This is a genomic window from Bradyrhizobium sp. CCGB20, from assembly GCF_024199855.1.
Lineage (GTDB): Bacteria > Pseudomonadota > Alphaproteobacteria > Rhizobiales > Xanthobacteraceae > Bradyrhizobium.
In genome coordinates this window covers 7,415,863-7,440,261 of the sequence record NZ_JANADN010000001.1, presented here as the reverse complement: position 1 = coordinate 7,440,261, position 24,399 = coordinate 7,415,863, and the positions used below count along the sequence as shown (strand labels likewise).

Genomic DNA, 24,399 nt, shown 5'->3' with positions numbered 1-24,399 from the left:
TGATCGTGGCCACCCCGACAGGCGGCTTTCGCCGCCTTGCCCCCTTTAATTCCCTTGGGACCGAAGATGAACAAAGCCCGTATCGCCGCCGCGCAATTGCCGGCTGGTCTGCCAATCCGTCTGCTGTTCGCAGCCGCTGCCATCCTGCTCGCGTTGTTGTCGCTGCCGCAAGCCGGCCACGCCCAGGGCATCGTGCGCGGCGCCCAGGAAGGCTCCTACGAAGGCAACCGGATCGCCGGCCCTGTGGGTGGCGTGGTTGGTGGCGCGGTCGGCGCCGGTGTTGGTGGCGCCGTGGGGGCGGTGGAGGGCGTGTTCGGCATTCCGCATCATCGCCATTACCGCTGCCGCGGTTACTATGACGGCTACCACCGCTTCCATTGCTATCGGTAAGCACCGTCGTCATTCCGGGGCGCGCGAAGCACGAGCCCGGAATCCATCGTGCGGCAGAGCCACTGGATGAATGGATTCCGGGTTCGTGCTTCGCACGCCCCGGAATGACAATCAGTTCTTCAACCGGTAACCCGTCCGGAAAATCCACCAGATGATGGCGAGGCAGATCACCAGGAACGCCGTCGTCATGCCGATGCTGACGGACACGCTGACATCCGCAATCTCGTAGAAGCTCCAGCGGAAGCCCGAGATCAGATAGACGACCGGGTTGAGCAGCGCCACCGTGCGCCAGGTGGGCGGCAGCATGTCGATGGAATAGAAGCTGCCGCCGAGGAAGGTCAGCGGCGTCACCACCAGCATCGGGATCATCTGGAGCTTTTCGAAGCCGTCGGCCCAGATGCCGATGATGAAGCCGAACAGGCTGAACGTCACCGCCGTCAGCACCAGGAAGGCCAGCATCCAGACCGGATGATGGATGTGCAGCGGCACGAACAGGCCGGCGGTGGCGAGAATGATCAGGCCGAGGATGATCGACTTGGTCGCGGCGGCGCCGACATAGCCGAGCACGATCTCGAAATAGGAGATCGGCGCCGACAGGATCTCGTAGATCGTGCCGGTGAATTTGGGGAAGTAGATGCCGAACGAAGCGTTGGCGATGCTCTGGGTCAGCACCGAGAGCATGATCAGCCCCGGCACGATGAAGGTGCCGTAGCTGACGCCCTCGACCTCGCTGATGCGCGAGCCGATCGCAGCGCCGAACACCACGAAATAGAGCGATGTCGAGACGACGGGCGAGACGATGCTTTGCAGCACCGTGCGCCAGGTGCGCGCCATTTCGAAAAGATAGATGGCGCGGATGGCGCGGTGATTCATGACGTCCTCACGAGGTCGACGAAGATGTCCTCGAGCGACGACTGCGTCGTGTCGAGATCGTTGAAGCGGATGCCGGCGTTGCGCAGGTCGCTGAGCAGGCTGGTGATGCCGGTGCGCTCGCCCTTGGTGTCGTAGTCGTAGACGAGCGTCGCGCCGCCGTCGCAGAGGTCGAGCTCGTAATGGCTGAGGCTGTCCGGCAGCGTCGTGACCTTGCCCTGCAGATGCAGCGTCAACCGCTTCTTGCCGAGCTTCTCCATCAAGGTCGCCTTGTCCTCGACCAGCACGATCTCGCCCTTGTTGATGACGCCGATGCGGTCGGCCATCTCCTCGGCTTCCTCGATGTAATGCGTGGTCAGGATGATGGTGACGCCGGATTGCTGGAGGGTGCGCACCACCTCCCACATGCCCTTGCGCAGCTCGACGTCGACCCCGGCGGTCGGCTCGTCCAGGAACAGGATCTGCGGCTCGTGCGACAGCGCCTTGGCAATCATCACGCGGCGCTTCATGCCGCCGGAAAGCGTGATGATCTTGTTGTCCTTCTTGTCCCAGAGCGAGAGGTCCTTCAGCACCTTCTCGATGTGGACGGGGTTCTTCGGCTTGCCGAACAGGCCGCGCGAGAAGCTCACCGTGGCCCACACGCTCTCGAACGCGTCGGTGTGCAATTCCTGCGGCACGAGGCCGATCAGCGAGCGCGCCTTGCGGTAGGAGGTCTGGATGTCCTCGCCGCCGACGAGGACCTTGCCTTCGCTGGGATTGGCGATGCCGCAGATGATCGAGATCAGCGTGGTCTTGCCCGCCCCGTTCGGTCCGAGCAGCGCAAAGATCTCGCCGCGCTTGATGTCGAGATTGACGTTTTTGAGCGCCTTGAAGCCGGACCCATAGGTCTTCGACAAATTGGCGACGGAAATGATGGAGGACATGATGGCCGCAAGTCTGAGGGGCAAAGGCTGGGGAGGGGGCTGGAACCGTCCCGGGAGGAGGTCAGCGGAGCCCTGAAATAGGAATGCTCTTGCCCGGCCGCAATTGCCCGGAGAAAAATGGTCTCAAAACAGGCGCTTCGGTGGCCGGTTTCAGGCAAGTGTTGCGCGATGGTCACGGGCTGTGGCTAAGATTGCCACTCACGCGCCTCTTTGTTGCGTCTGCGAGCAGGGCGTGGCTACGATTCCGGCCGATCGCAAAGCGTATTGTCCCCAGGGAAAAGACCGATGAGACCGAACGGCCGTCACACCGCCGGCGCCAGCCAGTTGTCCGCCATCCGCGTGTGGGCGATCTGCCTGCTCCTGCTGTCAGCTGTTGCCATCAACCCGACCACCGCCAGGGCGGCCCCGAGCCAGGCTGCCGCCCAGACCACGCATGTCTACCTGCTCCGCGGCGTGCTCAACATCTTCTCGCTCGGGCTCGACACGATCGGCTCCCGGCTCCAGGCCCAGGGCATCCCGGTGACCGTCGCCAACTTCGTGTCCTGGTCCTCGCTCGCCGATGAAGCCGCGACCGCCTACAAGGCCGGCCGCATCAAGACCATCGTCCTGGTCGGCCACTCCTCGGGCGCGACCGCGCTGCCGGACATGATCGCCAAGCTCAACCAGCTCGGCGTGCCCGTGAAGCTCGCGATCGGCCTCGATTCCGTGTTCAAGACTAGGCTGTCGACCGGCGCCGAGCGCTACATCAACATCTATATCGGCGACGGTCCCGGCGAGCCGGTGCGGGCCGCGGCTGGCCTGCGCGGCAAGCTCGACAATGTCGACGTCCGCGGCACCGGTGTCGGCCACATCTCGATCGACAAGAACGAGGCGATCCAGCGCCGGGTCATCGCCGAGATCGACGCCGCAATCATGCGCTCGCGCGCCCCGGCTGCTCCGGTTGCCGAACCCCGCGCGCCGCGCCAGGCGCGCTCGGCGGCCGCAACGGCGCCGGCACGGAACTGAAGTCGGCACGTTAGCTTGAGATCTCGTCTGTGCCGCCGTCGACCTGCAGGTCGACGGCGGCATTGCTTTATGCCTCGTCCTCGCCATCCGGCACTTCCGGCTTCAGATAGACGATCAGGCAGCAGCAGCACATTGCAAGTCCGGCCACGGGGAATCTCAAAGCCACGCCGGCTGCGATCGCGAAGGTCGCGAGCGTGACGATCGAGCGGGTGCGCATGATCCTGCGCTCCCGTGGCTGGACCTCGCCCGCCGGCGCACGCCCGACGAGGTCCCAGAGCAGCGCGACATAGGTCGCGTTCACCAGGAAGAACACTGCGGCGTAGAAAGCGACCGGCTGCGCCGCGAGCTCGCTCACCGCCATCCAGGCGGTGGAGAGCGGCAGCAGCGACACCGAGAACAGATGGGCAAAATTGAACCACATCAGCCGCGGCGTCGTTTCGCTCGCATAGCGCATCAGATGATGGTGATTGGCCCAGACGATCGCGATGAAAACGTAGCTGACGGCATAGGAGAGCCAGGTCGGCCACAACGCCAGCAGCGCCGCGAAGGTCGGGCTTTCGGGCGGGCGAAGCTCGAGCACCAGCACCGTGATCAGGACGGCGAACACGCCGTCCGAGAATGCGCTCAATCGTTCCGGAGTCCGTCTCGCATGTGCCATGTCGGCTGCTCCATCACGTTGATTTCACCTCACCGCCGTCCATGCGCAGCACCGTGCCGGTCATCCAGCGCGCCCGCGGCGAGACCGCGAATGCGATGAGCTCGGCGATTTCCCGGGCTTCGCCGAACCTGACGATGCCGGCTTGATTGAGCGCCTGTCGTTTTGCTTCGTCGAGCGAGATGTTGCGGGACGCCGCAGCCTTCTCGATCATGGACAGGCGGCGGCCGGTCATGATCGCGCCGGGCGAGACGCTGTTGACCTGAACCCCGTCGGCGATGCCGCGTTCCGCGAACGCCTTCGCCATGGCTTCGATTGCGGCATTGATGGCGCCGACGGCCGCGGCTCCCGGCTTCGGAATCACCGCCGCATTGCCGGACATGAACACGACACGTCCTCCGGCTTGCCTGAGCGCGTCCCAGGAACGGATCGTCAAACGCCGCGCGCCGTGGAATTTCAGCGCCATGCCGGCGTCCCACTGCGCATCGGTCATCTCAAACACATCGAGCCCGGGAACAGCGCCGGCGACATTGACGAGGGCATCGATGCGGCCAAAGCGATCCAGCGTCCGGCTCACGAGCGTGTCGGCCGAAGCCGGAGCCGCCAGGTCGAGATCGAGCTGTAGCGGCTCGGCGCCGGCCGCCTTGATCTCGCGTCCGGCTGCTTCCAGCTGGTCCGCGCTGCGTGCAGTGACGACGACCGCGCCGAAGTCCTCCGCGAGCCGTATTGCGGTGGCCCGGCCGATCCCCGAGCTTGCGCCTGTCACGATGGCGACGGATGGCGACATATGAAATCCTCGCGTTAGCGCAGCCGGCCGAGGAAATCGCGGATGCTGTCCGCGATCTCGCGCGCATGCGTTTCCAGCGCGAAGTGGCCGGTGTCGAAGAACTGCACCTCGGCGTTGGGATTGTCGCGCTTGAAGGCTTCGGCGCCGGGCGGGATGAAGAACGGGTCGTTCTTGCCCCACACCGCCAGGAACGGCGGCTTGCGCGTGCGGAAGTAGCTCTGGAATAGCGGATAGAGCGCAACGTTGCTCTTGTAGTCGCCAAACAGGTCGAGCTGCACGTCGTCCGAGCCCGGACGCGCCAGGTAGAAATTGTCGAGGTTCTGGCCGTCCGGCGACACCATGGCCGGATCTGGAACGCCGTGCGTGTATTGCCAGCGCGTCGTCTCCGGCGTGAGGAAGGCGCGTAGCGCGTCGCGGTTCGCCGGCGAGGGATCCTGCCAATAGGCCTTGATCGGGGTCCAGCCATCGCTGAGGCCGTCCTCATAGGCGTTGCCGTTCTGCGAGATGATGGCCGTGATCCGTTCGGGATGGCTGAGCGCCAGCCGAAATCCCGTCGGCGCGCCATAATCGAACACGTAGATTGCGAACCGGTCGAAGCCGATCACTTCGGTGAAGCGCTCGATCACATGCGCGATGTTGTCGAAATTGTAGATGAAGTCCTTGCGCGGCGGCATGTCGGACTGACCGAAGCCGGGAAGGTCGGGCGCGACGATGTGGTACTTGTCCGCGAGCAACGGGATCAGGTCGCGGAACATGTGACCGGCGCTCGGGAAGCCGTGCAGCAGCAGCAGCTTCGTCGCGCCCGAAGGTCCGGCCTCGCGATAGAAAATTTTGAAGCCGTCGACGTCTGCCGTGCGATATCGGGTGGTGGTCATGTCGTTCTCCGTTTTTCGATGGGGGATGAAGCGCTAGTTGCCGCGCACGGAACGAACCGCGTCGCGGATGATCTCGGCGACCAAAGCGGGCGCCGTAAGGCTCGGCGTGTGATCGACGGCGTGGGTACGGATCTGCGCCTTCATGCGCTCGGCCATGAAGCGCTGTGTCTCCGGCACGATCATGCGGTCCTGCTCCGCGAGCAGGTACCAGCTCGGCACGTCCTTCCAGAGCGGACGCCCGGCAGGGACCGTGATGCAGTCGACCGAGATCGGCCGCTGCACGGCGGCGAGCACGGTGTGATCTTCCGCGGATGCGTTTTGTGCGAAGGCGGTCGCGAAGGCGTCTTCAGGCAGCCAGATCAGGCCGTTGTCGTCAGGCGCAAGCTTCGGCGCCCGCGGATGCGGGGCGAGACGATAGAACACGTCCGCGACCTTCTCGCCTTCGTCAGGTGCCAGCGCTGCGACATACACCAGCGCCTTCACGTGTGCGGGGCGCGCCAATGCGATCACCGCGCCGGCATAGGCATGTCCCGCCAGCACCACCGGGCCTTCGGTGCGGTCCAGGCTCCGGTTGAGGGCGGCGACATCGTCCGCAAGCGAGGTCAGCGGCAGCGGAGCCGCTTGCGCCTTGATGCCCTCGGCCTTGAGCGCCGTGATGACGCGCGCCCAGCTCGATCCATCGGCCCATGCGCCATGGGCCAGGATCACAGTCATCTCCGCCTTGGCCATCTTCGCCTCCTGGATAGTAACCTGTTAAACTACTAAGTTGAGGTTATTAGCCCGATGCGTAACTTGTCAATAGGCATTTAACAGGTTACATAGCGGATATTCCCGCCCGGCAGAGAGGCGACGCATGTCAAACAACAGACCGCCCGCCATGTTCATCGCCGACTCGCTCGGTCTCGATTTCCTGAACTCGATCGCGACGCCGGTTGATGTGCCCGTCGACTGGATCAACGACGGCGATGGCCTGGTCGACTGGCTGACGCAGGCCAGGCTCGTCCCCGCGGAAGAACTGGAGATGCTGAGGACGCGCGCAAAGCCGGGCGAGCTGGACGCTGTCGCCGAACAGGCGAGGGCCTTGCGCGAGTGGTTCAGGACGTTCGTCCGCAGGCATGCCGGCCGGCCACTCGGCGCGGATGCGCTAGGCGAGCTCGATCCGCTCAACAGCCTCCTGGCACGCGACGAAGCTTTCGGCCGGATCGAAGCCCGGCATCACGATGACAATCATGGCCTCGCGCTGCGCACGACGCGGCGCTGGCGATCGCCGGAATCACTGCTGCTGCCGGTCGGCGAAGCGATGGCGAAATTCGTCTGCGAGGAAGACTTCTCGAACGTGAAGGCGTGCGAGGGCCATAGCTGCACGATGGTGTTCGTGGACCACACCCGCAGGCGTGCGCGGCGATGGTGCAGCATGGCGATCTGCGGCAACCGCGCCAAGCAGGCCGCGCACCGCGACCGGCTCAAGCACCGGAACTGACCGACCGCAACGTCACATGCGATGCCGTCAGGCGGCGGTGACACGAACCGGCATGCTCTCCAGCCCGCGCAGGGAATTGTTGAGCCTGCGTTTCGGCTCTGCCGTGAGCTCGATGGTCTTCACGCGCCTTGCGAGCTCGCCGAAGATCAATTCGCCTTCCAGACGCGCGATCATCTGGCCGACGCAGGCGTGAATGCCGGCGCCGAAGCCGACATGGCCGGTCGCGAGCCGCTCGACGTCGAAGCGATCGGGTCCGTCCCACCGCGCCGGATCGCGGTTGGCGGAGGCCATGAACAGCAGCACCTTGCGGTGCGCGGGGATCACGCCGCCGCCGATCTCGACGTCGCGCGAGGTGGTGCGAAAGAACGTCTGCACCGGGGAATCGTAGCGCAGGCCTTCCTCGAAAGCGTTGCGCGCCAGCTCCGGCTTATGGTGCAGCTTGCGGTATTCATCCGGGTGCGTGGCGAGCGCCAGCAGCGTGTTGCCGATGCCATTGACGGTGGTGTCGATCCCCGCGGTGAGGAACGGCCGCACCAGATGCGTTGCTTCGTGCTCGCTGATCTCGCCGTCGTCGGCCGCCTGGTAGATCATCATGCCGAGGCTGTCAGGCCGTAACGCGTCGCGGGCGCAACATTCCATGATCCAGCTTTGCGCCGCGAGACCTTCCTGCCGCGAAGCCGCAAGCATCTCGTTCTCCGGACCAAAACTGTCGAACACGAACGTGCTCCAGGCCAGCAGCTTCTCGCGCCCGTCCGGCCGGATGCCGATCGCATCCGGAAACACCTTCATCGGATAGGCTTCCGCAAGATCGGTCACGGCATCGAACGTGCCTTTGTCGATCAGCTCGGTGACCTTCCTCTCCGCCTCTTGCTGAAACGTCTCGCGCAGCTTCCTTGCGACGCCCGGAGACAGCGTACGGCCGAGAACCCGCCGGCCCTTGTCGTGATCGGGAGGATCGATCTGCAGCGTCAGCGGCTTCGGAAGCGCCGGGTTCATCCCGTGCAGCCCGACGCCTTCGCCACTGATGAAGGTCTTCCAGTCCTTCAGCGCCGGCTCGACCTCGGCATAGCCCGCCATCGCCCACACGCCGTAGCGCTCCAGCGCGAATGCGGGCCCGAGCGCCCGTAGCGCCTGATAGGCGGGATAGGGGTCGATCAGGAAGTCAGGCGCAAACGGGTCGACCTGACTGGATGCAATGCCGCTCATGGTCAGCTCCCGGCCGCTATTGCTTGGTCAGCGGGCAGTGGCCTTCGCTCTCGGAGCGGAACGCGTCCTCGCCCTTGATCGTGGCGACGACCTTCAGCAGATCCCAGGCCGAATTCGATTCCTCGGGGGCCTTGACCTGGAGCAGGTAGAGCGGATGGATCTTGCGTCCGTCCTTGCGGATATAGCCCTTGCCGAACAGCGCATCGTCGGTGGGCATCTCCTTCATCGCGGCGACGACGGCCTTGCCGTCCTTGGCGCCGCCGACCTTGTCGACCGCCTTGAGATAGTGAATGACCGAGGCATAGACGCCGGCCTGCATGTCGTTCGGATAAGCCTTCGACGGAATGCGCTCGGCGAAACGTTTGGCGAAAGCGCGCGTGCCGTCGTTCAGATCCCAATAGAACGGGTTCATGATCTGCGCGCCCTGCGCAAATTTCAGTCCGAGCGCGGGCAGGCCGTTCATTCCCAGGATCAATCCGACCAGCTTGTGGTCCTTGGTCAGCCCGAACTCGGCGGCCTGCTTCATCGAGGTGATGGTGTCGTCGCCGGCATTGGCGAAGCCGACGACGTTGGCGCCCGAAGCCTGCGCCTGAAGCAGGAAAGAGGCGTAGTCGGCCGTTCCCAGCGGATGCCGCACGCTGCCGAGCACCTCGCCGCCGGATGCCTTCACGGCCTCCGCGGCCTGCTTCTCCAGATCGTGTCCGAAGGCGTAGTCGGCTGTGATGAAGAACCACTTCTTGCCGCCCTGCTGCACGATCGCCTTGCCGAGGCCGCGACCGTAGGCATAGGTGTCGTAGGTCCAGTGCACGGTGTTCGGCGTGCACTTCTCGCCGGTCAGCAGCACCGTGCCGGCGCCCGATCCGACGAAGGCCTTGTTCTTCTCGGCGCTCATGCCGGCCACGGCAAGCGCGATCGACGAGTTCGGAATGTCGAAGATCGCGTCGACGCCGTCGTTCTCGTACCAGCGCCGCGCGATGCCGATCCCGATGTCCGTCTTGTTCTGGTGATCCGCCGCGACGACCTCGACGGGCTTGCCCGCGGCCTTTCCGCCATAGTCTTCGACCGCCATTTTTGCCGCGACGACCGAGCCGATGCCTTGATAGCTGGCGAACGGGCCCGACTGGTCGTTCAGGATGCCGATCTTCACCGCATCCTGGGCGAATGCCGGCGCTGCGGCCAGCATCAGGGCCGAAATGCACAATTTATGCAGGAATTTGCTGTTCATTGTCTCCCTCCCGTGGGCGGTCTTGGTGCCGCTAAATAATAGTTATATTTTATATCTATTTTCGGGAGAGTCAATTCGGCGGATGTCTGGCCGCCGAGGTTCGAGGAACATGAGCTCGTGAGACCCGCAGGGAAGCCCGGCCAGCCGCCGGAGAAATCGTTGAATTTGCAGGCGCTCCAGCGCACGCCAGGCTTCATGCTGCGGCTGGCGCAGCTGAAATTCTTCGAGGGCTTTTACGAAGAGTTCGCCGCATTGGGCGTGACGCCCGCGACCTATGCGATCTTCGCCGTCATCCGCGACAATCCCGGCGTTCCGCCGAGCAGCCTTGCAAGCCTGCTGCGGTTGCGCCTGCCCAACCTGATCAAGATCCTGAACGAGCTGGAATCGTCGGGCTTCATCAAGCGCAACCGCTCGAAGGCGGATCGCCGGGCCGTCGAGCTCGTGCTCACGCCAAAGGGCGCAAAGCTCATTCAGGAGGCGGCAAGGCTGACGGAGCCGTACAACAAGAAGATGCTCGTCCCGCTCAGCGAGGCCGAGCAGCGCACCCTGCTCGATCTGTTGAACCGGATCCTGCCGCTCTAGGGCAAGGCTGCGGTGTTGCTACAGACCGCGCATCGCAGCCGGCTCAAGGGCAGGCTGTGAGCGTCGCGACGCGCTCAGTATCGTCGGAATTGTCCCAGCCCTCACGCCAAGGTTGTGTCTTTCAGGTGACAGCCAGATGCGGCCTGGCCGCCTAGGATATCGCCAATTCTGCAGAATTTTAGAATCGCGCGTCCGTCCGTCGGACGCGATGGATTGGAAATGAACATGAAGAAGATCATCGCGGCCACCCTGTTCCTCGCTCTCGGACCGGTGGCTGCTTCGGCCGCCGATCTTGCCTACAAGGCACGTCCCGCAGTTGTCGATCCCGGCTACAATTGGAGCGGCTTCTACATCGGTGTGAACGGCGGCTATGCCTGGAATAATTCCAGCGACGTCGCCGTTTCCGGCTCCCCTCTGATCACGATCTCGCAGCCTGGCGCCGTCCCCTTTGCCGTCGGTGGATTGCGGCCGGAAGGCTATCTCGTCGGCGGACAGGTTGGCTGGAATTACCAGTTTGGTCGCGGCTTGGTCGGCATCGAGGCAGACTTCGATTTCGCCGACATCAACGACTCCCGCAATGTCGATCTGCCGGCAATCGGTCCCCTTGTTCGAACCAGCGCGAGCGAGAAGATTGATTTCTTCGGGACCGTGCGCGGCCGTCTCGGTGGAATCGTGTCGCAGCGGTTGCTGCTGTTCGTGACCGGCGGTCTCGCCTATGCCAACGTCAAGGACACAGCTAACATCAACGAATTCTTCGCTGTGCCGGGGCTCGGGCGCCAGTTCACCGCAAGCGCCTCGGACCTGCGTTTCGGATGGACGGTCGGTGCCGGCGCGGAATGGGCCTTCGCCCGCAACTGGAGCGTGAAAGGCGAGTACCTCTATTACGATCTCGGCAGCCGCACGATCACCGGCCCGCAGACCAATCCCGTTGGGGTCGATTTCGCGACCTACAATTTCTCGACCCGCGGCAACATCGTGAAGGCAGGTCTGAACTACAAGTTCGACTGGGGCACGCCCGTCGTCGCAAAATACTGAAGTCCCATAGGAGTCCGGCCGCCTGGTGCGGTCCGGACGGCCCTCGGCGCCCCAAAATCCGCCAAATCGGTCGTCACTAAGCCGGTTTGGGAGAGGCCCTTGCCTCGCGTGTGGGACGGCTGGATTGATGATGGATTTGAGGCGGCTAGTCGTGCTCGCAGCGGTCGCGCTGCTTGCCCTCGGCACCGGTACGGCTGTTGCCTCTCCGGCCAAGTCCAAGCGCCCTGCGGTCGCGACCGCCGCGCCGCCGCCTCCTGCTGCGCCCGTGGAGCCGTTGCCGCCGCCGAAGGTCTACCTGTTCCGGGGCGCCATGGGGCCGATCTTCTCGACCGGCATGGACCGGCTCGGCGAGAAGCTGACGCAGGCCGGCTTCGCGGCCGACGTCTATGAGTTCACCCTGTGCCGGTTCATCGGCGGCCGCGTCATCTCCAGTTACAAGGAGGCGCCGGCGCCGATCGTGCTGATCGGCCATTCCATGGGCGGGCTGTGCTCGATCGTGATCTCCGAGATGGCGGCCAAGGAGAACATTCCGATCAGCCTCGTCATCGCCATCGACCCCGCGCATGCGACCGGCGACGTGCCGCTCAATGTCGAGCGCTTCATCAACATCTTCCTGTCCGACAGCGTGCTCGGCGGCGGCGACGTCGTGGCCGTGCCCGGCTATCGCGGCCATTATGCGAGCTACGACCTCAAGGAGAATTCGCGGGTCAGCCACATCAACATCGAGAAGTCGGACGACATTCATCGCCAGATCGTCGAGATGGTGGCGCAGCTGCCGCGTATCCCCGCGCAGGGCCAGGCTGATGCCGTGCCGCTGCGCTATCTCGTGCCGGCGGATACGCTGGTGGAATTGTGGGACAGCGGCGTGCGGGTACCGGTGCGCGCGGGCGACACCATGGCGAGCATCGCTGCAGCCCGCCGCGTGCCGTTGTGGACGCTCGCGCAGAGCAACTCGCTGGCGGAGAACGCGCCCCTCACACCCGGACAGTCCATCATCGTCCCGCGCCATCTGACGCCGCCGGAGCCGACGGCCGCGATGGCGACGCCGACAACGCCGAGCCGGCGGTAGGTCCGGGACCGGTCTGATCGGAAACCAGGAAGTGCGTTCTCTCTCCGGCTTGCGGAGCGAGTCTCACGCGAACATGCCGCGATACGTTGCCGGCATCGTCAGCAGACCAGGGTCACACGATGAGGTCGTGATGCACATGAGATCCGACTGAACCGTCGACAAGGTGCGCGTTATGATGCAGTTGCGAAAGCTCGGCGGCTAGCGCGGCGTCACCATGTCCGTCGGCTTTTGCCGGGCGTTCGTGATGGTCTAGCGGTGCTGGGACATCGTTCTCGAATGCGATGCCCGATCTCTCGATCGCCGGATTCAGGAAGTGGAAGGAATGGCCCAGCCCGTGCGGATTTTCCTGCCAGTGTCCGTGTGCGTCATCAGCCGCAGAATGAAATTGAGAATGAGGCCTGCTTGGCTCCCCGGTCGGAGTGTGACGGTGTTCGTTGGCCTGAGGAGAACTCGAATGAGCGCCGTCGCCGTTGTCGAGGGTGATCTCGGGGACGGCATCGACCGCACTTCCCGTATCGGCAGCGCTCGCCATGGTGGGGGCGACATCCGGCACGGGATGACTTTCCTGCGGCATGCCGCCCGCGCCAGTTCCGCTCGAATGGGTGCTCTCGCTGGTCGCGGTCTGTTCGAACACAAATCTGAAGGAGTCCATCGACGGCGAAACGGTTGCCGGATCCGAGAGGGTGGATGGCGTGGCAGCTTGGCTCGAGGTGGAAGAGGTGGTTGCCTCGCTCACACTGCTCCGATCCTGAGCGGCATCGAGGTGATGGCCGACATCCACCGATGGAGCGGTTGAGCCTCCACTCGAGGAGGGCGGACTGTTACCGTCCGTCGTGTCGGCGGAGACCTCGGACGTACTGATCGCAACGACGGCCGTGTCACCTTGCATGGCTGCGGTCGGGCCGATGGTGTCGCTCAAAGCCGGGGCCAGCGCGGCGGTCTGGTCCACGATGAAATCAGACGAATCGATGGTCGCGACACCCTGGAGATGAACTTCCAGCAGACCGGAATCACCGATATGGAGCGTTCGATCCGTCGGATTGACATAGACGACGGTTTCATTGGCCGAGCCGTCGTAAATCCAGGCGATGGTGTGGGCCGGCACGAATGTGCTTGTCGAGGTCAATGCCAGGATCAGGAATCCGAGCGCTCCGATGGCCGTCAAATCGATCTTGTCGGCTCCTGATTTGAAATCAGTGATCGTATCGAACCGGTCTGCACGGGAATCTGCCGTCGACAGATACACGAAGTTGTCATCGCCATTGCCGCCCGTGAGCCTGTCCGAACCGAGCCCGCCGATGATGGTGTCGCACCCGTTGCAGCCGTCGATATTGTCTCGTCCGGAGCCGCCGTAGATGACGTCATCCCCGTTGTTGCCCTTGATCGCATCGTTGCCCGATCCGCCAAAGATGGTGTCGTTCACGCCGGTGCCGTTGAGGGTGTCGTCACCGGCACCTCCGTAGACCGTTTGGGGAAAATTGCCGCCGCCGGCGATACAGTCATCCCCCGGCGTGCCGTAGACAAACGGGGGATCGCAGACGACGGTTGCTCCTGTTGCCAGATTGTCGAAGTCGTTGGGGTCGGCTTCACTGGCGCCACGGATGCAGATCGTCACCTCCTGGGCGGTGCCGTCGATGGTCGTCACCGTGAAGTGATCGGTGAGCGTATCGCCGATGTCGAGCGCGTCCACCACGCAGTTGTTGTTGTCGAGCACATAGGTCCACACGCCGGACGCGGTCATGGTGAAGGTGCCGTAGCCGCCATCGCTTGCAGTGCACGAGGTCACCGCTGTGAAGGTGTTGGCCGGATTGTCGACGTCGGTATCGGCGAGCTTGCCGGTCGCGCATGGGATCCCGGACGAGATGCCGCCGGCTTCGAGCACCGAGCCCGTCGTGGTTCCGGAAATGATGGCGGCGTCATTCATGCCCTTGATCGTGATTGTCACCACCTGCGGCGTACCGTCGAGCGTCGTCACGGTGAAGTGATCGGTCCGAGTATCGCAGTCATTGAGGGCTTGCACTGCGCTGTTGTTGTTGTCGAGCGTGTAGGTCCACGTGCCCAGCGCTGTCATCGTGAAGGTCCCGAAGCCGCCCGCGCTCGTCTTTGGCGTGCTCACCGGGGTGAAGGTGTTGGACGGATCATCGGGATCGGCATCGGTCAACGTGCCGGTCGCAGTCGGCTTGCCAGGCTTTCCATTGGCCACACATCCGGCCTCGAGCACCCAGCCGGTCGTCGTTCCGCAAATGACGGCCGCATCGTTGCTGCCGTTGATGGTGATCGTCACAACCTGTGCCGTGCCGTCGGTCGTGGTCACAGTGAAGCAGTCGGTCAGCGTGTCGGCCTTGTTGAGGGCCTGAACCGCAGCGTTGGCATTGTCGAGTTTGTAGGTCCACTCGCCTGCCGCGGTGATCGTGAAACAGCCATAGCCGTGCGCGCTTGCCGTCGGCGCGCCGACCGCCACGAAGGTGCTGAAGGGGTCGTCGACATCCGTGGCGACAAGTGTGCCTGCCGCGATCGGCATGCCGGGCGAAGCACCGCCCGCCTCGACGACTGAACCGGTCGATGTGCCGGAGATGACGGCGGCGTCGTTGCTGCCTCGGATCGTGATCGTCACGACTTGCGGGGTGCCGTCGATGGTGGTCACCGTCAAGGTATCGGTCAGGGTGTCGCCGACGCGAAGGGCCTGCACCGTGCTATTGTGATCGTCGAGGATGTAAGTCCACACGCCGTTGGCAGTCATCGTGAAACTGCCGTAGCCGCCGGTGCTCTTGGTCAGCGAACTGATGGCCGTGAAGGTGTTGGGCGGGTTGTCGACATCCGTGTCTGTGAGCGTGCCGGTTGCGGTTGGTGTGCCGGGCGCCGCATTGGCGGTGCCGCCCGCCTCCACCACCCCGCCGCTGGCGTTGCCTGAGATCGCGGCGGTGTCGTTGACGCCGTTGATGGCGATGGTGAAGGTCTGACTCGCCGAGAGCCCGCCGTCCGAGACCGTGATGACGAAGCTCGTGCTCGTCGGCGACTGCAGGGCATTGATTGCAGCGCTGTTCGGAACGAATGCGTAGGCGCCGGATGTGCTGTTGAGATAGAGGGTGCCATACGGTCCGGCCTGCGAAAGATCGTATGTCCTTCCATTCAGGACCGTGTTGCCGACCGTCCCGCCGCTAATACCATAGGTCAATGTGGCATTGAACGCGCTGCTGGCGGCGAAGGTGCCGGTGGTCGCGGTGAACTCGTCGAACGTGATCGTGTCGATCTCGACCGGCCCGGCCGATACGCCCAGTGTCGGCGGCGGCCGTACGATGAGTGGGGTCACGAACACCGGCTCTGGCGTAGACGAGCCCAACGGCACAATTCTGTCTTCGAACGTGAAATTGATGTGCTCCAGCGGAAGCGAGTCGGCGAAAGGTGGCGTGCTCGATCCTGTTGCGCCTCGCGTGAGATTGGCGAGCACGTCCTGTTGAGCCGCCTGCAACTCCTCCATTCGAGCAGCGCTGTTGGCAACCTGGTTCATGCTGACCGAGGAGCCGATCCGGTGCAGGACGATGGTCTCGCCGGGATCATCCACGATGATGTGTCGCGGGACCGCCTCCTTGGTGATGAGCTCGAAGGCGCCGTGCTGCAGGTCCTTGTAGGTGATCCTGTCGTCGTCCAGAAACGTGGTGTCCGGGTCTGCGGCTTGTGCGTCCTTCATCATCGAGAAGGTCAACGCCGCGATCGTCAGGAGGCCGAATCCGCTCGCATGGGAACGGCTGCGAACGCTTCCCATGGGGGTGTCGATCGTCAGGGTGCCGCTGTTTGCCAGCCGGCCGGCCGCGAAAGCAAAATTTCCGCTGGCGACTGCGAGCACGGTCGAACGCGAAGCGCCGTCGGAATCGCAGGTGAATTCGCGCAGCTCGATGCGAGCGCAGCTGGAGACGTTGAATACGGTGTCGTCGAGAAGCCGAATTCCAATCTGCGCATCCGCAGCGGTCTCGATTACGTCACCGCGACAGACAAGGTCGCCAACGCTGACCCGAGTTGCCGCGCCGCTGTCACGCGTGAGAGTCGCGTGACCAAACGCTGTCCGAACCATGCCGATGATCTGGAGAGGCAGAGCCGCAATAGCAGCATGGGGGGCAACGCCCGAAGCGATGAACATTGACTTTGGCCTTGCATGCCGAATTATTCGGGCTTGGCGCGGTGCCGCGGTCTTCTTCTCGGTTTTGCCTACGCCACTGGGGCAAACAATGGCGCTGGCATCCCAGGCTTGCGCGCCGAAAACGTTTGACTAAATCCCCCATCTCTATGGGTACGGAAGATTGACCAGGTCACGCGAGATGCCGCGTACTCGACACGAGCAGCTTGTCTCTCGGAACTGTTGACGACTAAGCGGTGCGAAAAAGTGGCTCACTTTCGGTAGCGAGGCAAACGGCTTGGCGCCAAGATCAATGGCAAAAAGGAGGTACTCCCTCTGGAGAGCTGGTCCACAGGACCGATCCGGGTGGTAGATATTCGCGGTGCATGACGTGCGAGCCTGGCCGGGACTTCCAAAGCCCGGCAAGCGGGCACGCGAACAGGATCTTCTCGGCAGGATCTTCTCGGAAAGGGCGGGTCATGTGCAGCCACACGATTACAGCCTTGGTGGCCGGTTTTGCCTGGGTCATCGCGAGTGGACTTGCGGCGCCGGCGCAGGCTCAAGTCGATCCGTTAAGGCCCGTCCTTCGGGATGTTGCGCCAAAGCCCATCGGAAAGGTCGTGGCCGTCACGGGGTCGGTCACGATCGAGCACGACGGTGCGGTCGTCGTCCAGGCGAACCTTCCCGATCAGGCCGCTCAAACCAAGGCCGGCGATGTCGTGTATCTGCGCGACGTGGTGCGAACCGAAACGGACAGCCGTGTCAGCATCAACTTCATCGATGGCTCGTCGTTCAACCTGTCGAGCAACGCGCGCATGACTTTGGACGAGTACGTGTATGAGCCGGCTGGAAAGTCCAACTCGTCGTTTTTCAATCTGACCAAGGGAACGGCCACATTCGTTGCCGGCCAGGTCGCGAAGACCGGCGATATGAAGGTCGATACGCCCGTTGCAACGATGGGAATCCGGGGCACCACGCCGCACATCGAAATTTCGGATGACGGCGGGGTCAAGTTTTCGACGCTCATCGAAGAGGGCAAGAGCAAATTGCTCAAGAAGAACGGCACCACCACGGCGCGGCAGCCCCAGGAGACCGGTCCCAGGATGAAGATCTGCCGAGGCTGCTAAAGCGATCTTCAAGGCGGGCATCTTGTCCCTGTCGCGGCATGCGAAGCATCCAGGGCGGTGTTCGCCCATCAGCGAGGCTTGACACGGACATGATCAAGAGGGCCGCCATCGTCGATAGCGTCGCGCCTGTTCTCGTCTTGCTGTTGCTCGGTTCACCGGTGGCCGCGCAGGAGCCGCAGAAAAGCGGCCGCCTCAAGAACATTGAGCAGTGCAATGGTGCGGACCGCGTCCCGGCCCAGGTCCGGATCGCCGGCTGTGCGGCGCTCATCAATTCGGGTGATATCAGGGCGGACGCGCTGGCTGTGGCCTACAACAATCGTGGCAACGCCTATAGCGCGGCAGCGGAGTACGACCGTGCGATCGCCGATTTCGATCGCGCGATCGAGCTTGCGTCAGGTTACGTCAAGCCGGTGAATAATCGCGGCGTGGCCTATTTGAGGAAAGGAGCCTATGACGACGCGATTAAGGCTTTCGATGAGGCAATCAAGCTCAAACCCGGCTATGCCGGCGCTTTCGCCAACCGCGCGGTGGCCCACCTGAAATTGAACCAGTACGATCGGGCCGCGCGGGATTTCGACGAGGCGATCCGCCTCGATCCGGATTTGACGCTGGCATGGAGCGGACGCTGCTGGACCCGGGCGGTCACCGGTGATCTGCAGGCGGGGCTCGACGACTGCGACAGGGCGATCAAGTCGGGACCGAACGATGCCGCGGCATACGACTCACGTGCGCTGATCCGCCTGAAGATGGGTCAACTGGCCGCGGCCATTGACGACTACGATTCGGCGTTGCGCCTGGCACCGGGCCAGGCAGGCGCGCTTTATGGACGCGGACTGGCCAAACTCAGACAGGGTGACAAAGCGGGCGGCGATCGCGACGTCTCGGCAGCAAAGCTCATCGAGGCCAAGGTCGGCGACGAGTTCGCCCGCCGAGGCGTGCAGTGACGTCCAGGCCGGGGGGCTCGACGCTCGCTGCGTCGAGCTCCCGGTCCGGCGTTGAATGCCCCTCCGACGCCCGCTCTCCAGGGCCTGCTAGACGTTCGAGCCGTGGATGGCGTCGATCACGGCGTCGGTGACGTCCTTCGTCGTCGCCTTGCCGCCGACGTCAGGCGTCAGCACGCCGGCCGCGCAGACGCGCTCGACCGCAGCCATCAGCCGCATGGCTGCGTCCTTCTCGCCGAGATGCTCGAGCATCTGCGCGCCGGTCCAGAACGTCGCGACGGGATTGGCGATGCCCTTGCCGGTGATGTCGAAGGCCGAACCGTGGATCGGCTCGAACATCGAGGGGAAACGGCGCTGCGGATCGATGTTGCCGGTCGGCGCCACGCCGAGGCTGCCGGCGAGCGCGCCGGCGAGGTCGGAGAGGATGTCGGCGTGGAGGTTGGTCGCGACGATGGTGTCGAGGCTCTTCGGATGCAGCGTCATGCGAACCGTCATCGCGTCGACCAGCATCTTGTCCCAGGTGACGTCGGGGAATTCGCCGGCGACTTCGGCGGCGATCTCGTCCCACATCACCATGCCATGGCGTTGCGCGTTCGACTTGGTCACGACCGTGAGCAGCTTGCGCGGACGCGACTGCGCGAGCTGGAACGCGTAACGCATGATCCGCGTCACGCCGACGCGGGTGAACACCGCGACTTCCGTGCCGACCTCTTCCGGCAGGCCCTTGTGCGCGCGGCCGCCCATGCCGGCATATTCGCCTTCCGAGTTCTCGCGCACGATCACCCAGTCGAGATCGCCGACGCCGACATTGCGCAGCGGCGAGGCGACGCCGGGCAAGATCTTGGTCGGTCGCACATTGGCGTATTGGTCAAAGCCCTGGCAGATCGGCAGGCGCAGGCCCCACAGCGTGATGTGGTCGGGCACATCAGGCGCGCCGACCGCGCCGAAATAGATCGCGTCGAACTTCTTGAGCTCGGCAAGTCCGTCGGCCGGCATCATGACGCCGTGCTTCTTGTAATAGTCCGAGCCCCAGTCGAAGGTCTTGACGCTGAAGGCGAGGTCGCCGCTGCGCTTTGCGAGAGCCTCCAGCACGCGAACGCCGGCCGAGATGACCTCGGGGCCGATGCCGTCGGCGGGAATGGCTGCGATCGAATGAGTGCGCATGAAGATGCTCCGTTTGGGATGTCAGTGGGATTGCGGGACGGGTTCGACGGGCGCGGTCTGCGCGCGCGACAATAGCAGGGTCAGGACCGCCGAGAGAACGAGCAGGCCGCTGACGAAATACAATCCGCCGACGAAGCTGCCGGTCTGGTCCTTGATCCAGCCGATCATGGCGGGCCCGACGAAGCCGCCGAGATTGCCGATCGAGTTGATGGTGGCGATGCCGGCTGCGGCCGCGGGGCCTGACAGGAACAGCGTCGGCATGCTCCACAGCGGCGGCTTTGCCGAGGAGATGCCGATATTGACCAGCGCCAGCGCGACCAGCACGGCGACGACACCGGCCGCGAGGCCGGCATAGGCGAGGCCTGCTGCGGCGATCAGGCAGGCCCACACGACGTGCCAGGTGCGCTCGCCGGTGCGGTCCGAATGTCGCGCCCACAGGATCATGGCGACGACGGCGGCGGTTGCCGGCAATGCATTGAGGAAGCCGACCTGGAGCGAGGACAGGCCGAACTGCTTGATGATCTGCGGCGCCCAGACCCCGAGCGTGTAGAGGCCGGCCGAGGTGCCGAAATAGATCAGCGACAATGCCAGCACCCGCGGATCGGCCAGCCCGCGCCAGATGCTGTGGCTCGCGGTCGCGGCCTTGCTGGTGGTTTCCACATTCATGGTCTCGATCAGCCAGCGGCGCTCGTCGTCGGCGAGCCATTTCGCCTTCTCGGGACGGTCGGTCAGGAAGCCCAGCACGACGAAGCCGAGCAGCACGGCCGGCAGCGCCTCCAGCACGAACAGCCACTGCCAGCCCTTGAAGCCGAACAGGCCGTCCATCTCCAGCAGCGCGCCCGAGATCGGCGAGCCCAGCACGGTCGAGAGCGGCGCCGCCGCCATGAACAGCGCGGTCACCGCGGCGCGCTGGCGTGCCGGGAACCAGTAGGAGAGATAGAGGATGATTCCGGGGAAGAAGCCGGCCTCGGCGACACCGAGCAGGAAGCGCAGGATGTAGAAACTCGTCGCGCCCTGCACGAACGCCATCGCCGCCGACACGAGGCCCCAGGTGATCATCACCCGCGCGATCCAGATCCGCGCGCCGATCTTGTGCAGGATGATGTTGGAGGGCACCTCGAACAGGAAATAGCCCCAGAAGAAGATGCCGGCGCCGAAACCGTAGACCGCGGGCGACAGGCCAATGTCCTTGTTCATCGTCAGCGAGGCGAAGCCGATGTTGACGCGGTCGATGAAGGCCACGAAGTACAGCAGCATGATGAAGGGAACGATGCGCCAGGTGATCTTGCGCAGCACGCGCGTCTGAATCTCGCTCGCCACCCTGGCCTCCCTGAAATTCGGTTTCATTGTGTCGGCGGACCCCGGAGGTCCACGCCGGCAGCGAGCCTAGGCGGGGGCAGCAGGCATACTCAATTGGCGCTGGTTTATACAAAAAAATGATATAATCCTCGCGGGTTGAGACGAGAGGACCTTGGATGGAATTGCATCAACTCCGATGCTTCGTGGCGGCGGCCGAGCAGCTGCATTTCGGGCATGCGGCGCAGCAGCTCCAGATGCTGCCTTCCGCGCTCGGCCGGCAGATCAGGTTGCTGGAGGAGGATCTGGGGACGCGGCTGTTCGCGCGGACGACGCGGGCGGTGTCGCTCACGGAGGACGGCACGGCGCTATTACGCGATGCACGCGCGATCCTCGCCAAGGTCGAGGCCGTCGAGAGTAATCTGCGAAACCGCTCGCGTGCGGGGGCCGCGCGACGGCTCCGGGTCGGCGCCATCGACAGCGCGGCGGCCGGACTTCTGCCGCCACTGCTGCGCGATTTCCGCGACAAGCATCCCGATATCGCGGTGCAGTTGCTGGAGGACAAGACCGTCCGGTTGCTGCCAAAGATCCTCACCGGCGCGCTCGATCTCGCCTTCGTTCGCCCGCCGGTTCAACCGGACAAGCGGCTCGAATTCCGCGATCTGCTCCAGGAGACCGCCATCGTGGCATTTCCGCAGCGGCACGCGCTGGCGGAACGCAAGTCGATCACGCTGGCGCAGATCGCCGACGAGGCGATGCTGGTGCCGGACCGCCGCTCGCGGCCGCACAGCCACGACCTCACGGTCAAGCTGTTCGAGCAGGCCGGGCTGACGCCGCGCATCGTGCAGGTCGCCGACGAAAAGCAGACCATCATCAACCTGGTCGCAACCAAGCTCGGCGTTGCCATCGTGCCGCGCTGGACCACGCGGGTGGCGGTGACGGGCGTGCGCTTCGTGCCGCTCCGGCCGAAGCAGAGCGGTCCGGTCGGCCGGCTGCCGCTCGCAGCGGCATGGTTGCGCGGCTCGCGCGATCCCGCCCGCGATGCCATGCTGGCGGTGCTGGAGGCGCGCCTGCGCAGCTATGCGCGGGAGGCGTGAGCGGTTATGACATTGGCCGGGCGAGAAGGTGGGACGCGATGACTGGACAGAAAGCTTCCAACGAATTGCGGGTTGCCATCGCAGGCTTGGGCTCGATCGGCACCAAGATCGCAGTCGCCCTCGATCAGGGCATCGAGGGGCTGACGCTATCGGCCGTCGCGGTGCGCGACCCCGCCAAGCATCAGGCGTTCATCAGCGGTCTGCGCCGTCCGCCGCAGATCATGCCGATCGACCAGCTCGGCGACGCCGCCGACATCGTGGTCGAATGCGCGCCGAGCAGCCAGTTGCGTGCGATCGTCGAGCCCGCGGTGAAGCGCGGCAAGGCCGCGGTCGTCGTCAGCGTCGGCGGGCTGCTCGATAATTTCGATCTCGTCGATCTCGCGCGCGCCAATGGCGGCCGCATCATCGTTCCAACCGGCGCGCTGATCGGGCTCGATGCCGTCAACGCCGCTGCCGTGGGCACCATCCATTCCGTGAAGATGGTCACGCGCAAGCCGATCGACGGCTTGAAGGGCGCGCCCTTCATCGTCGAGAACAACATCGACATCGACAATCTGCGCGAGCCGCTCAAGCTGTTCGAAGGATCTGCGCGCGAAGCGGCGAAGGGTTTTCCTGCCAACGTCAATGTCGCGGTTGCGTTATCACTGGCGGGCATCGGGCCGGATCGCACCCAGATGCAGGTCTGGGCCGATCCCACCGTGACACGCAACGTTCATCGCATCGAGGTCGAAGCGGATTCGGCGCGGTTCTCGATGGGCATCGAGAACGTCCCGTCCGAAAATCCCAAGACCGGCATGATCACCGCGCTATCCGTGATCGCGCTGCTGCGCAAGCAGCGCGCCACGTTGTGTGTGGGGACGTAATTTTTACGCGCCCGTCACGCGCCAGATCACGTTGCCGACGTCGTCGGCCATCAGCAGCGACTTCTTGTCGGGGCCGATCACGACGCCGACCGGGCGGCCGTAGGATTCCTTCTCGTCCGGGGACAGGAAGCCCGACAGGATGTCGCGACCCGGGCCGGACGGGCGGCCGTTCTCGAACGGAATGAACACCAGCTTGTAGCCGGACAGCTTGCTGCGGTTCCACGAGCCGTGCTGGCCGATCACCATGCCGTCCCCGAAGCCGGGCAGGGTCCCTGCCGGCATCCAGCACAGGCCGAGCGAGGCGGTATGGCCGCCCAGCGCGTAGTCCGGTTGAATCGCCTTGGCGACCATCGCCGGATCCTGCGGCACGCGGTCGTCCACCGTCTTGCCCCAGTAGCAATAGGGCCAGCCATAGAAGCCGCCGTCGCGCACCGAGGTGAGATAGTCCGGCGGCGTCTCGTCGCCGAGGCCGTCGCGCTCGTTGACGACGGTCCAGAGCACGTCCGTGGTTGGCTCCCATGCAAGGCCAACCGGGTTGCGCAGTCCGGCACCAAAAATGCGATGCGTGCCGGCGGCGAGATCGAGCTCGTAGACCGCGGCGCGGCCTTCCTCGACCTCCATGCCCATCTCGGCGATGTTGCTGAGCGAGCCGACGCCGGCGTAGAGCTTCTTGCCGTCCGGGCTTGCCAGAAGACTGCGGGTCCAGTGGCCGCTCGGCTTGAACGTCGTGAGCCGCTTGCCCGGCGCGGTGATGCGGTCCGCGTTCGCGACATAGGGGAAGGCCATCACGCCGTCGGTGTTGCCGACATAGAAGGTGTCGCCGACCAGCGCCATGCCGAACGGCTGGCTGAGGTTTTCCATGAACGCGCCGCGATGCTCCGCGACGCCGTCGCCGTCCTTGTCGCGCAGCAGCGTGATGCGGTTGGCGGACACGCCGAGCGCCGCGGCGCGCCGCATCGTCGCCTGCATCGCATAGTGAAACACCGACCTCGGCGCGCCGGCGATCTGCGTCGCCTCCGCGATCAGCACGTCGCCATTCGGCAGCACCTCGATCCAGCGCGGATGGTCGAGCCCGGTCGCGAACGCGTTGACCTTGAGCCCGGGGGCGACCGTCGGCTTCTGCCCCTCGCTCCAGCCCCTGGCCGTCGGCATCTTCAAGGTCGGGATCGCGCCTTGCGGCTTTGCTTCGGGAATCGAGGGCGTCTGGCCCCAGGCCGGCGCAGGCACGGTGCCCGATAGCTTGCGCCATTGCAGCGCGATGCCGCCGAGGAGCGCAACGAACTGCGCAAAGATGCTGGAAAAAGTCATGAGAAGCCCCTGTCGAACCCTAAGGCACAGTCCAACACCGGATCGCACCAAGCCCCGCGCGGGCCCAGGCCTGATCGTCGACCTCTCCAGATCCACGATGAATGTCGTCGTGCCTCGTTGCGCGCGCATCCAACTGGTTGGCGGTAAAAAGGTCAACCGCCTGGGAACGCGATGGACGTCTATTCCCTTGGAATGGCAGCCGATCAAATTTGCATGGAGGTGCGAGGGCTGTTCGTGGCGGACTGGTCCGAGCGCGCCAACCCATCTCCGTCATCCTGAGGCGCCGGAGCAAAGCGGAGGCCTCGAAGGATGCGCGGTCCCGGCTATCGCCCGTCGGCGGCGATCGGGCAGAAGAACGCTTATGGAGCCGAAAGCGCTTTTGGCGCGAGC

Annotated in this window: 22 protein-coding genes; 10 read left to right on the top strand and 12 right to left on the bottom strand. The window is 64.4% G+C overall.

The annotated features are described in order from the left end of the window. Nucleotides 1–66 precede the first annotated feature (66 nt). A complete protein-coding gene (locus NLM15_RS34965; protein WP_254122464.1) occupies nt 67–390 on the top strand; it encodes a hypothetical protein in 324 nt (107 codons plus the stop codon). A 111-nt stretch (nt 391–501) separates the two neighbouring features. On the opposite strand, the gene NLM15_RS34960 is transcribed toward NLM15_RS34965, so the two are convergent. Together NLM15_RS34960 and NLM15_RS34955 are read right to left on the bottom strand one after the other, a co-directional pair. Next, nucleotides 502–1,263: an ABC transporter permease gene (locus NLM15_RS34960; protein ID WP_254122463.1), complete on the bottom strand. Its 762-nt coding sequence runs from the start codon at nt 1,261–1,263 to the stop codon at nt 502–504. Next, on the bottom strand, nt 1,260–2,183 hold the full coding sequence (locus NLM15_RS34955; RefSeq protein WP_254122462.1) for an ABC transporter ATP-binding protein: 924 nt from the start codon (nt 2,181–2,183) through the stop codon (nt 1,260–1,262). The genes NLM15_RS34960 and NLM15_RS34955 overlap by 4 nt, the downstream gene beginning before the upstream one ends. A 285-nt stretch (nt 2,184–2,468) precedes the next feature. Between NLM15_RS34955 and NLM15_RS34950 the strand changes: the two genes are divergently transcribed. After that, a complete protein-coding gene (locus NLM15_RS34950) occupies nt 2,469–3,188 on the top strand; it encodes a hypothetical protein (protein WP_254122461.1) in 720 nt (239 codons plus the stop codon). A gap of 67 nt (nt 3,189–3,255) precedes the next feature. On the opposite strand, the gene NLM15_RS34945 is transcribed toward NLM15_RS34950, so the two are convergent. Genes NLM15_RS34945 through NLM15_RS34930 form a run of 4 tightly spaced genes read right to left on the bottom strand, consistent with a single transcriptional unit; the run spans nt 3,256 to nt 6,234 of the window. Then, nucleotides 3,256–3,816, bottom strand: coding sequence for a TMEM175 family protein (locus NLM15_RS34945; RefSeq protein ID WP_254122460.1), 561 nt, complete (start codon nt 3,814–3,816; stop codon nt 3,256–3,258). 43 nt (nt 3,817–3,859) lie between these two features. Continuing rightward, entirely contained in the window at nt 3,860–4,630 is a 771-nt protein-coding gene (locus NLM15_RS34940) for an SDR family oxidoreductase (protein WP_254122459.1), read from the bottom strand. 14 nt (nt 4,631–4,644) lie between these two features. Beyond that, nucleotides 4,645–5,505 carry an alpha/beta fold hydrolase gene (locus tag NLM15_RS34935; protein WP_254122458.1) on the bottom strand — a complete coding sequence of 287 codons (861 nt, stop codon included), beginning with the start codon at nt 5,503–5,505 and terminating at the stop codon, nt 4,645–4,647. A 33-nt stretch (nt 5,506–5,538) separates the two neighbouring features. Further along, complete coding sequence (locus NLM15_RS34930) at nt 5,539–6,234, bottom strand: alpha/beta fold hydrolase (protein WP_254122457.1); 696 nt, start codon at nt 6,232–6,234, stop codon at nt 5,539–5,541. Nucleotides 6,235–6,358: 124 nt separating this feature from the next. On the opposite strand from NLM15_RS34930, the gene NLM15_RS34925 reads away from it, so the two are divergent. Next, nucleotides 6,359–6,985: an ABATE domain-containing protein gene (locus tag NLM15_RS34925; RefSeq protein WP_254122456.1), complete on the top strand. Its 627-nt coding sequence runs from the start codon at nt 6,359–6,361 to the stop codon at nt 6,983–6,985. A 27-nt stretch (nt 6,986–7,012) separates the two neighbouring features. On the opposite strand, the gene NLM15_RS34920 is transcribed toward NLM15_RS34925, so the two are convergent. Then, entirely contained in the window at nt 7,013–8,191 is a 1,179-nt protein-coding gene (locus NLM15_RS34920; protein ID WP_254122455.1) for a cytochrome P450, read from the bottom strand. Nucleotides 8,192–8,207: 16 nt separating this feature from the next. Next, the gene (locus tag NLM15_RS34915) at nt 8,208–9,416 is read right to left on the bottom strand and encodes an ABC transporter substrate-binding protein (RefSeq protein ID WP_254122454.1); all 1,209 of its coding nucleotides are present in this window, start codon (nt 9,414–9,416) and stop codon (nt 8,208–8,210) included. Nucleotides 9,417–9,533: 117 nt separating this feature from the next. Between NLM15_RS34915 and NLM15_RS34910 the strand changes: the two genes are divergently transcribed. The 3 genes from NLM15_RS34910 to NLM15_RS34900 all read left to right on the top strand — a co-directional run bounded on the left by NLM15_RS34910 (nt 9,534) and on the right by NLM15_RS34900 (nt 12,102). Further along, nucleotides 9,534–9,998 carry a MarR family transcriptional regulator gene (locus NLM15_RS34910; protein ID WP_254122453.1) on the top strand — a complete coding sequence of 155 codons (465 nt, stop codon included), beginning with the start codon at nt 9,534–9,536 and terminating at the stop codon, nt 9,996–9,998. Between the two features lie 225 nt (nt 9,999–10,223). Continuing rightward, nucleotides 10,224–11,033, top strand: coding sequence for an outer membrane protein (locus NLM15_RS34905; RefSeq protein WP_254122452.1), 810 nt, complete (start codon nt 10,224–10,226; stop codon nt 11,031–11,033). A 127-nt stretch (nt 11,034–11,160) separates the two neighbouring features. Next, nucleotides 11,161–12,102, top strand: coding sequence for a LysM peptidoglycan-binding domain-containing protein (locus NLM15_RS34900; protein ID WP_254122451.1), 942 nt, complete (start codon nt 11,161–11,163; stop codon nt 12,100–12,102). A gap of 112 nt (nt 12,103–12,214) precedes the next feature. Here the strand turns inward: NLM15_RS34900 and NLM15_RS34895 are convergent, their stop codons facing one another. Next, entirely contained in the window at nt 12,215–16,237 is a 4,023-nt protein-coding gene (locus NLM15_RS34895) for a VCBS domain-containing protein (RefSeq protein ID WP_254122450.1), read from the bottom strand. 455 nt (nt 16,238–16,692) lie between these two features. On the opposite strand from NLM15_RS34895, the gene NLM15_RS34890 reads away from it, so the two are divergent. Together NLM15_RS34890 and NLM15_RS34885 are read left to right on the top strand one after the other, a co-directional pair. Beyond that, nucleotides 16,693–17,340: a FecR domain-containing protein gene (locus NLM15_RS34890; RefSeq protein WP_254122449.1), complete on the top strand. Its 648-nt coding sequence runs from the start codon at nt 16,693–16,695 to the stop codon at nt 17,338–17,340. Between the two features lie 89 nt (nt 17,341–17,429). Continuing rightward, entirely contained in the window at nt 17,430–18,284 is an 855-nt protein-coding gene (locus NLM15_RS34885) for a tetratricopeptide repeat protein (RefSeq protein WP_254122448.1), read from the top strand. A gap of 87 nt (nt 18,285–18,371) precedes the next feature. On the opposite strand, the gene NLM15_RS34880 is transcribed toward NLM15_RS34885, so the two are convergent. Then, complete coding sequence (locus NLM15_RS34880) at nt 18,372–19,445, bottom strand: tartrate dehydrogenase (protein ID WP_254122447.1); 1,074 nt, start codon at nt 19,443–19,445, stop codon at nt 18,372–18,374. A 21-nt stretch (nt 19,446–19,466) separates the two neighbouring features. Continuing rightward, a complete protein-coding gene (locus NLM15_RS34875) occupies nt 19,467–20,765 on the bottom strand; it encodes an MFS transporter (protein WP_254122446.1) in 1,299 nt (432 codons plus the stop codon). 155 nt (nt 20,766–20,920) lie between these two features. Between NLM15_RS34875 and NLM15_RS34870 the strand changes: the two genes are divergently transcribed. Together NLM15_RS34870 and NLM15_RS34865 are read left to right on the top strand one after the other, a co-directional pair. Then, complete coding sequence (locus tag NLM15_RS34870; protein ID WP_254122445.1) at nt 20,921–21,838, top strand: LysR family transcriptional regulator; 918 nt, start codon at nt 20,921–20,923, stop codon at nt 21,836–21,838. Nucleotides 21,839–21,876: 38 nt separating this feature from the next. Further along, entirely contained in the window at nt 21,877–22,701 is an 825-nt protein-coding gene (locus NLM15_RS34865; protein WP_254122444.1) for an aspartate dehydrogenase, read from the top strand. A 3-nt stretch (nt 22,702–22,704) separates the two neighbouring features. On the opposite strand, the gene NLM15_RS34860 is transcribed toward NLM15_RS34865, so the two are convergent. Further along, complete coding sequence (locus NLM15_RS34860; RefSeq protein WP_254122443.1) at nt 22,705–24,009, bottom strand: sorbosone dehydrogenase family protein; 1,305 nt, start codon at nt 24,007–24,009, stop codon at nt 22,705–22,707. Nucleotides 24,010–24,399: the final 390 nt, after the last annotated feature.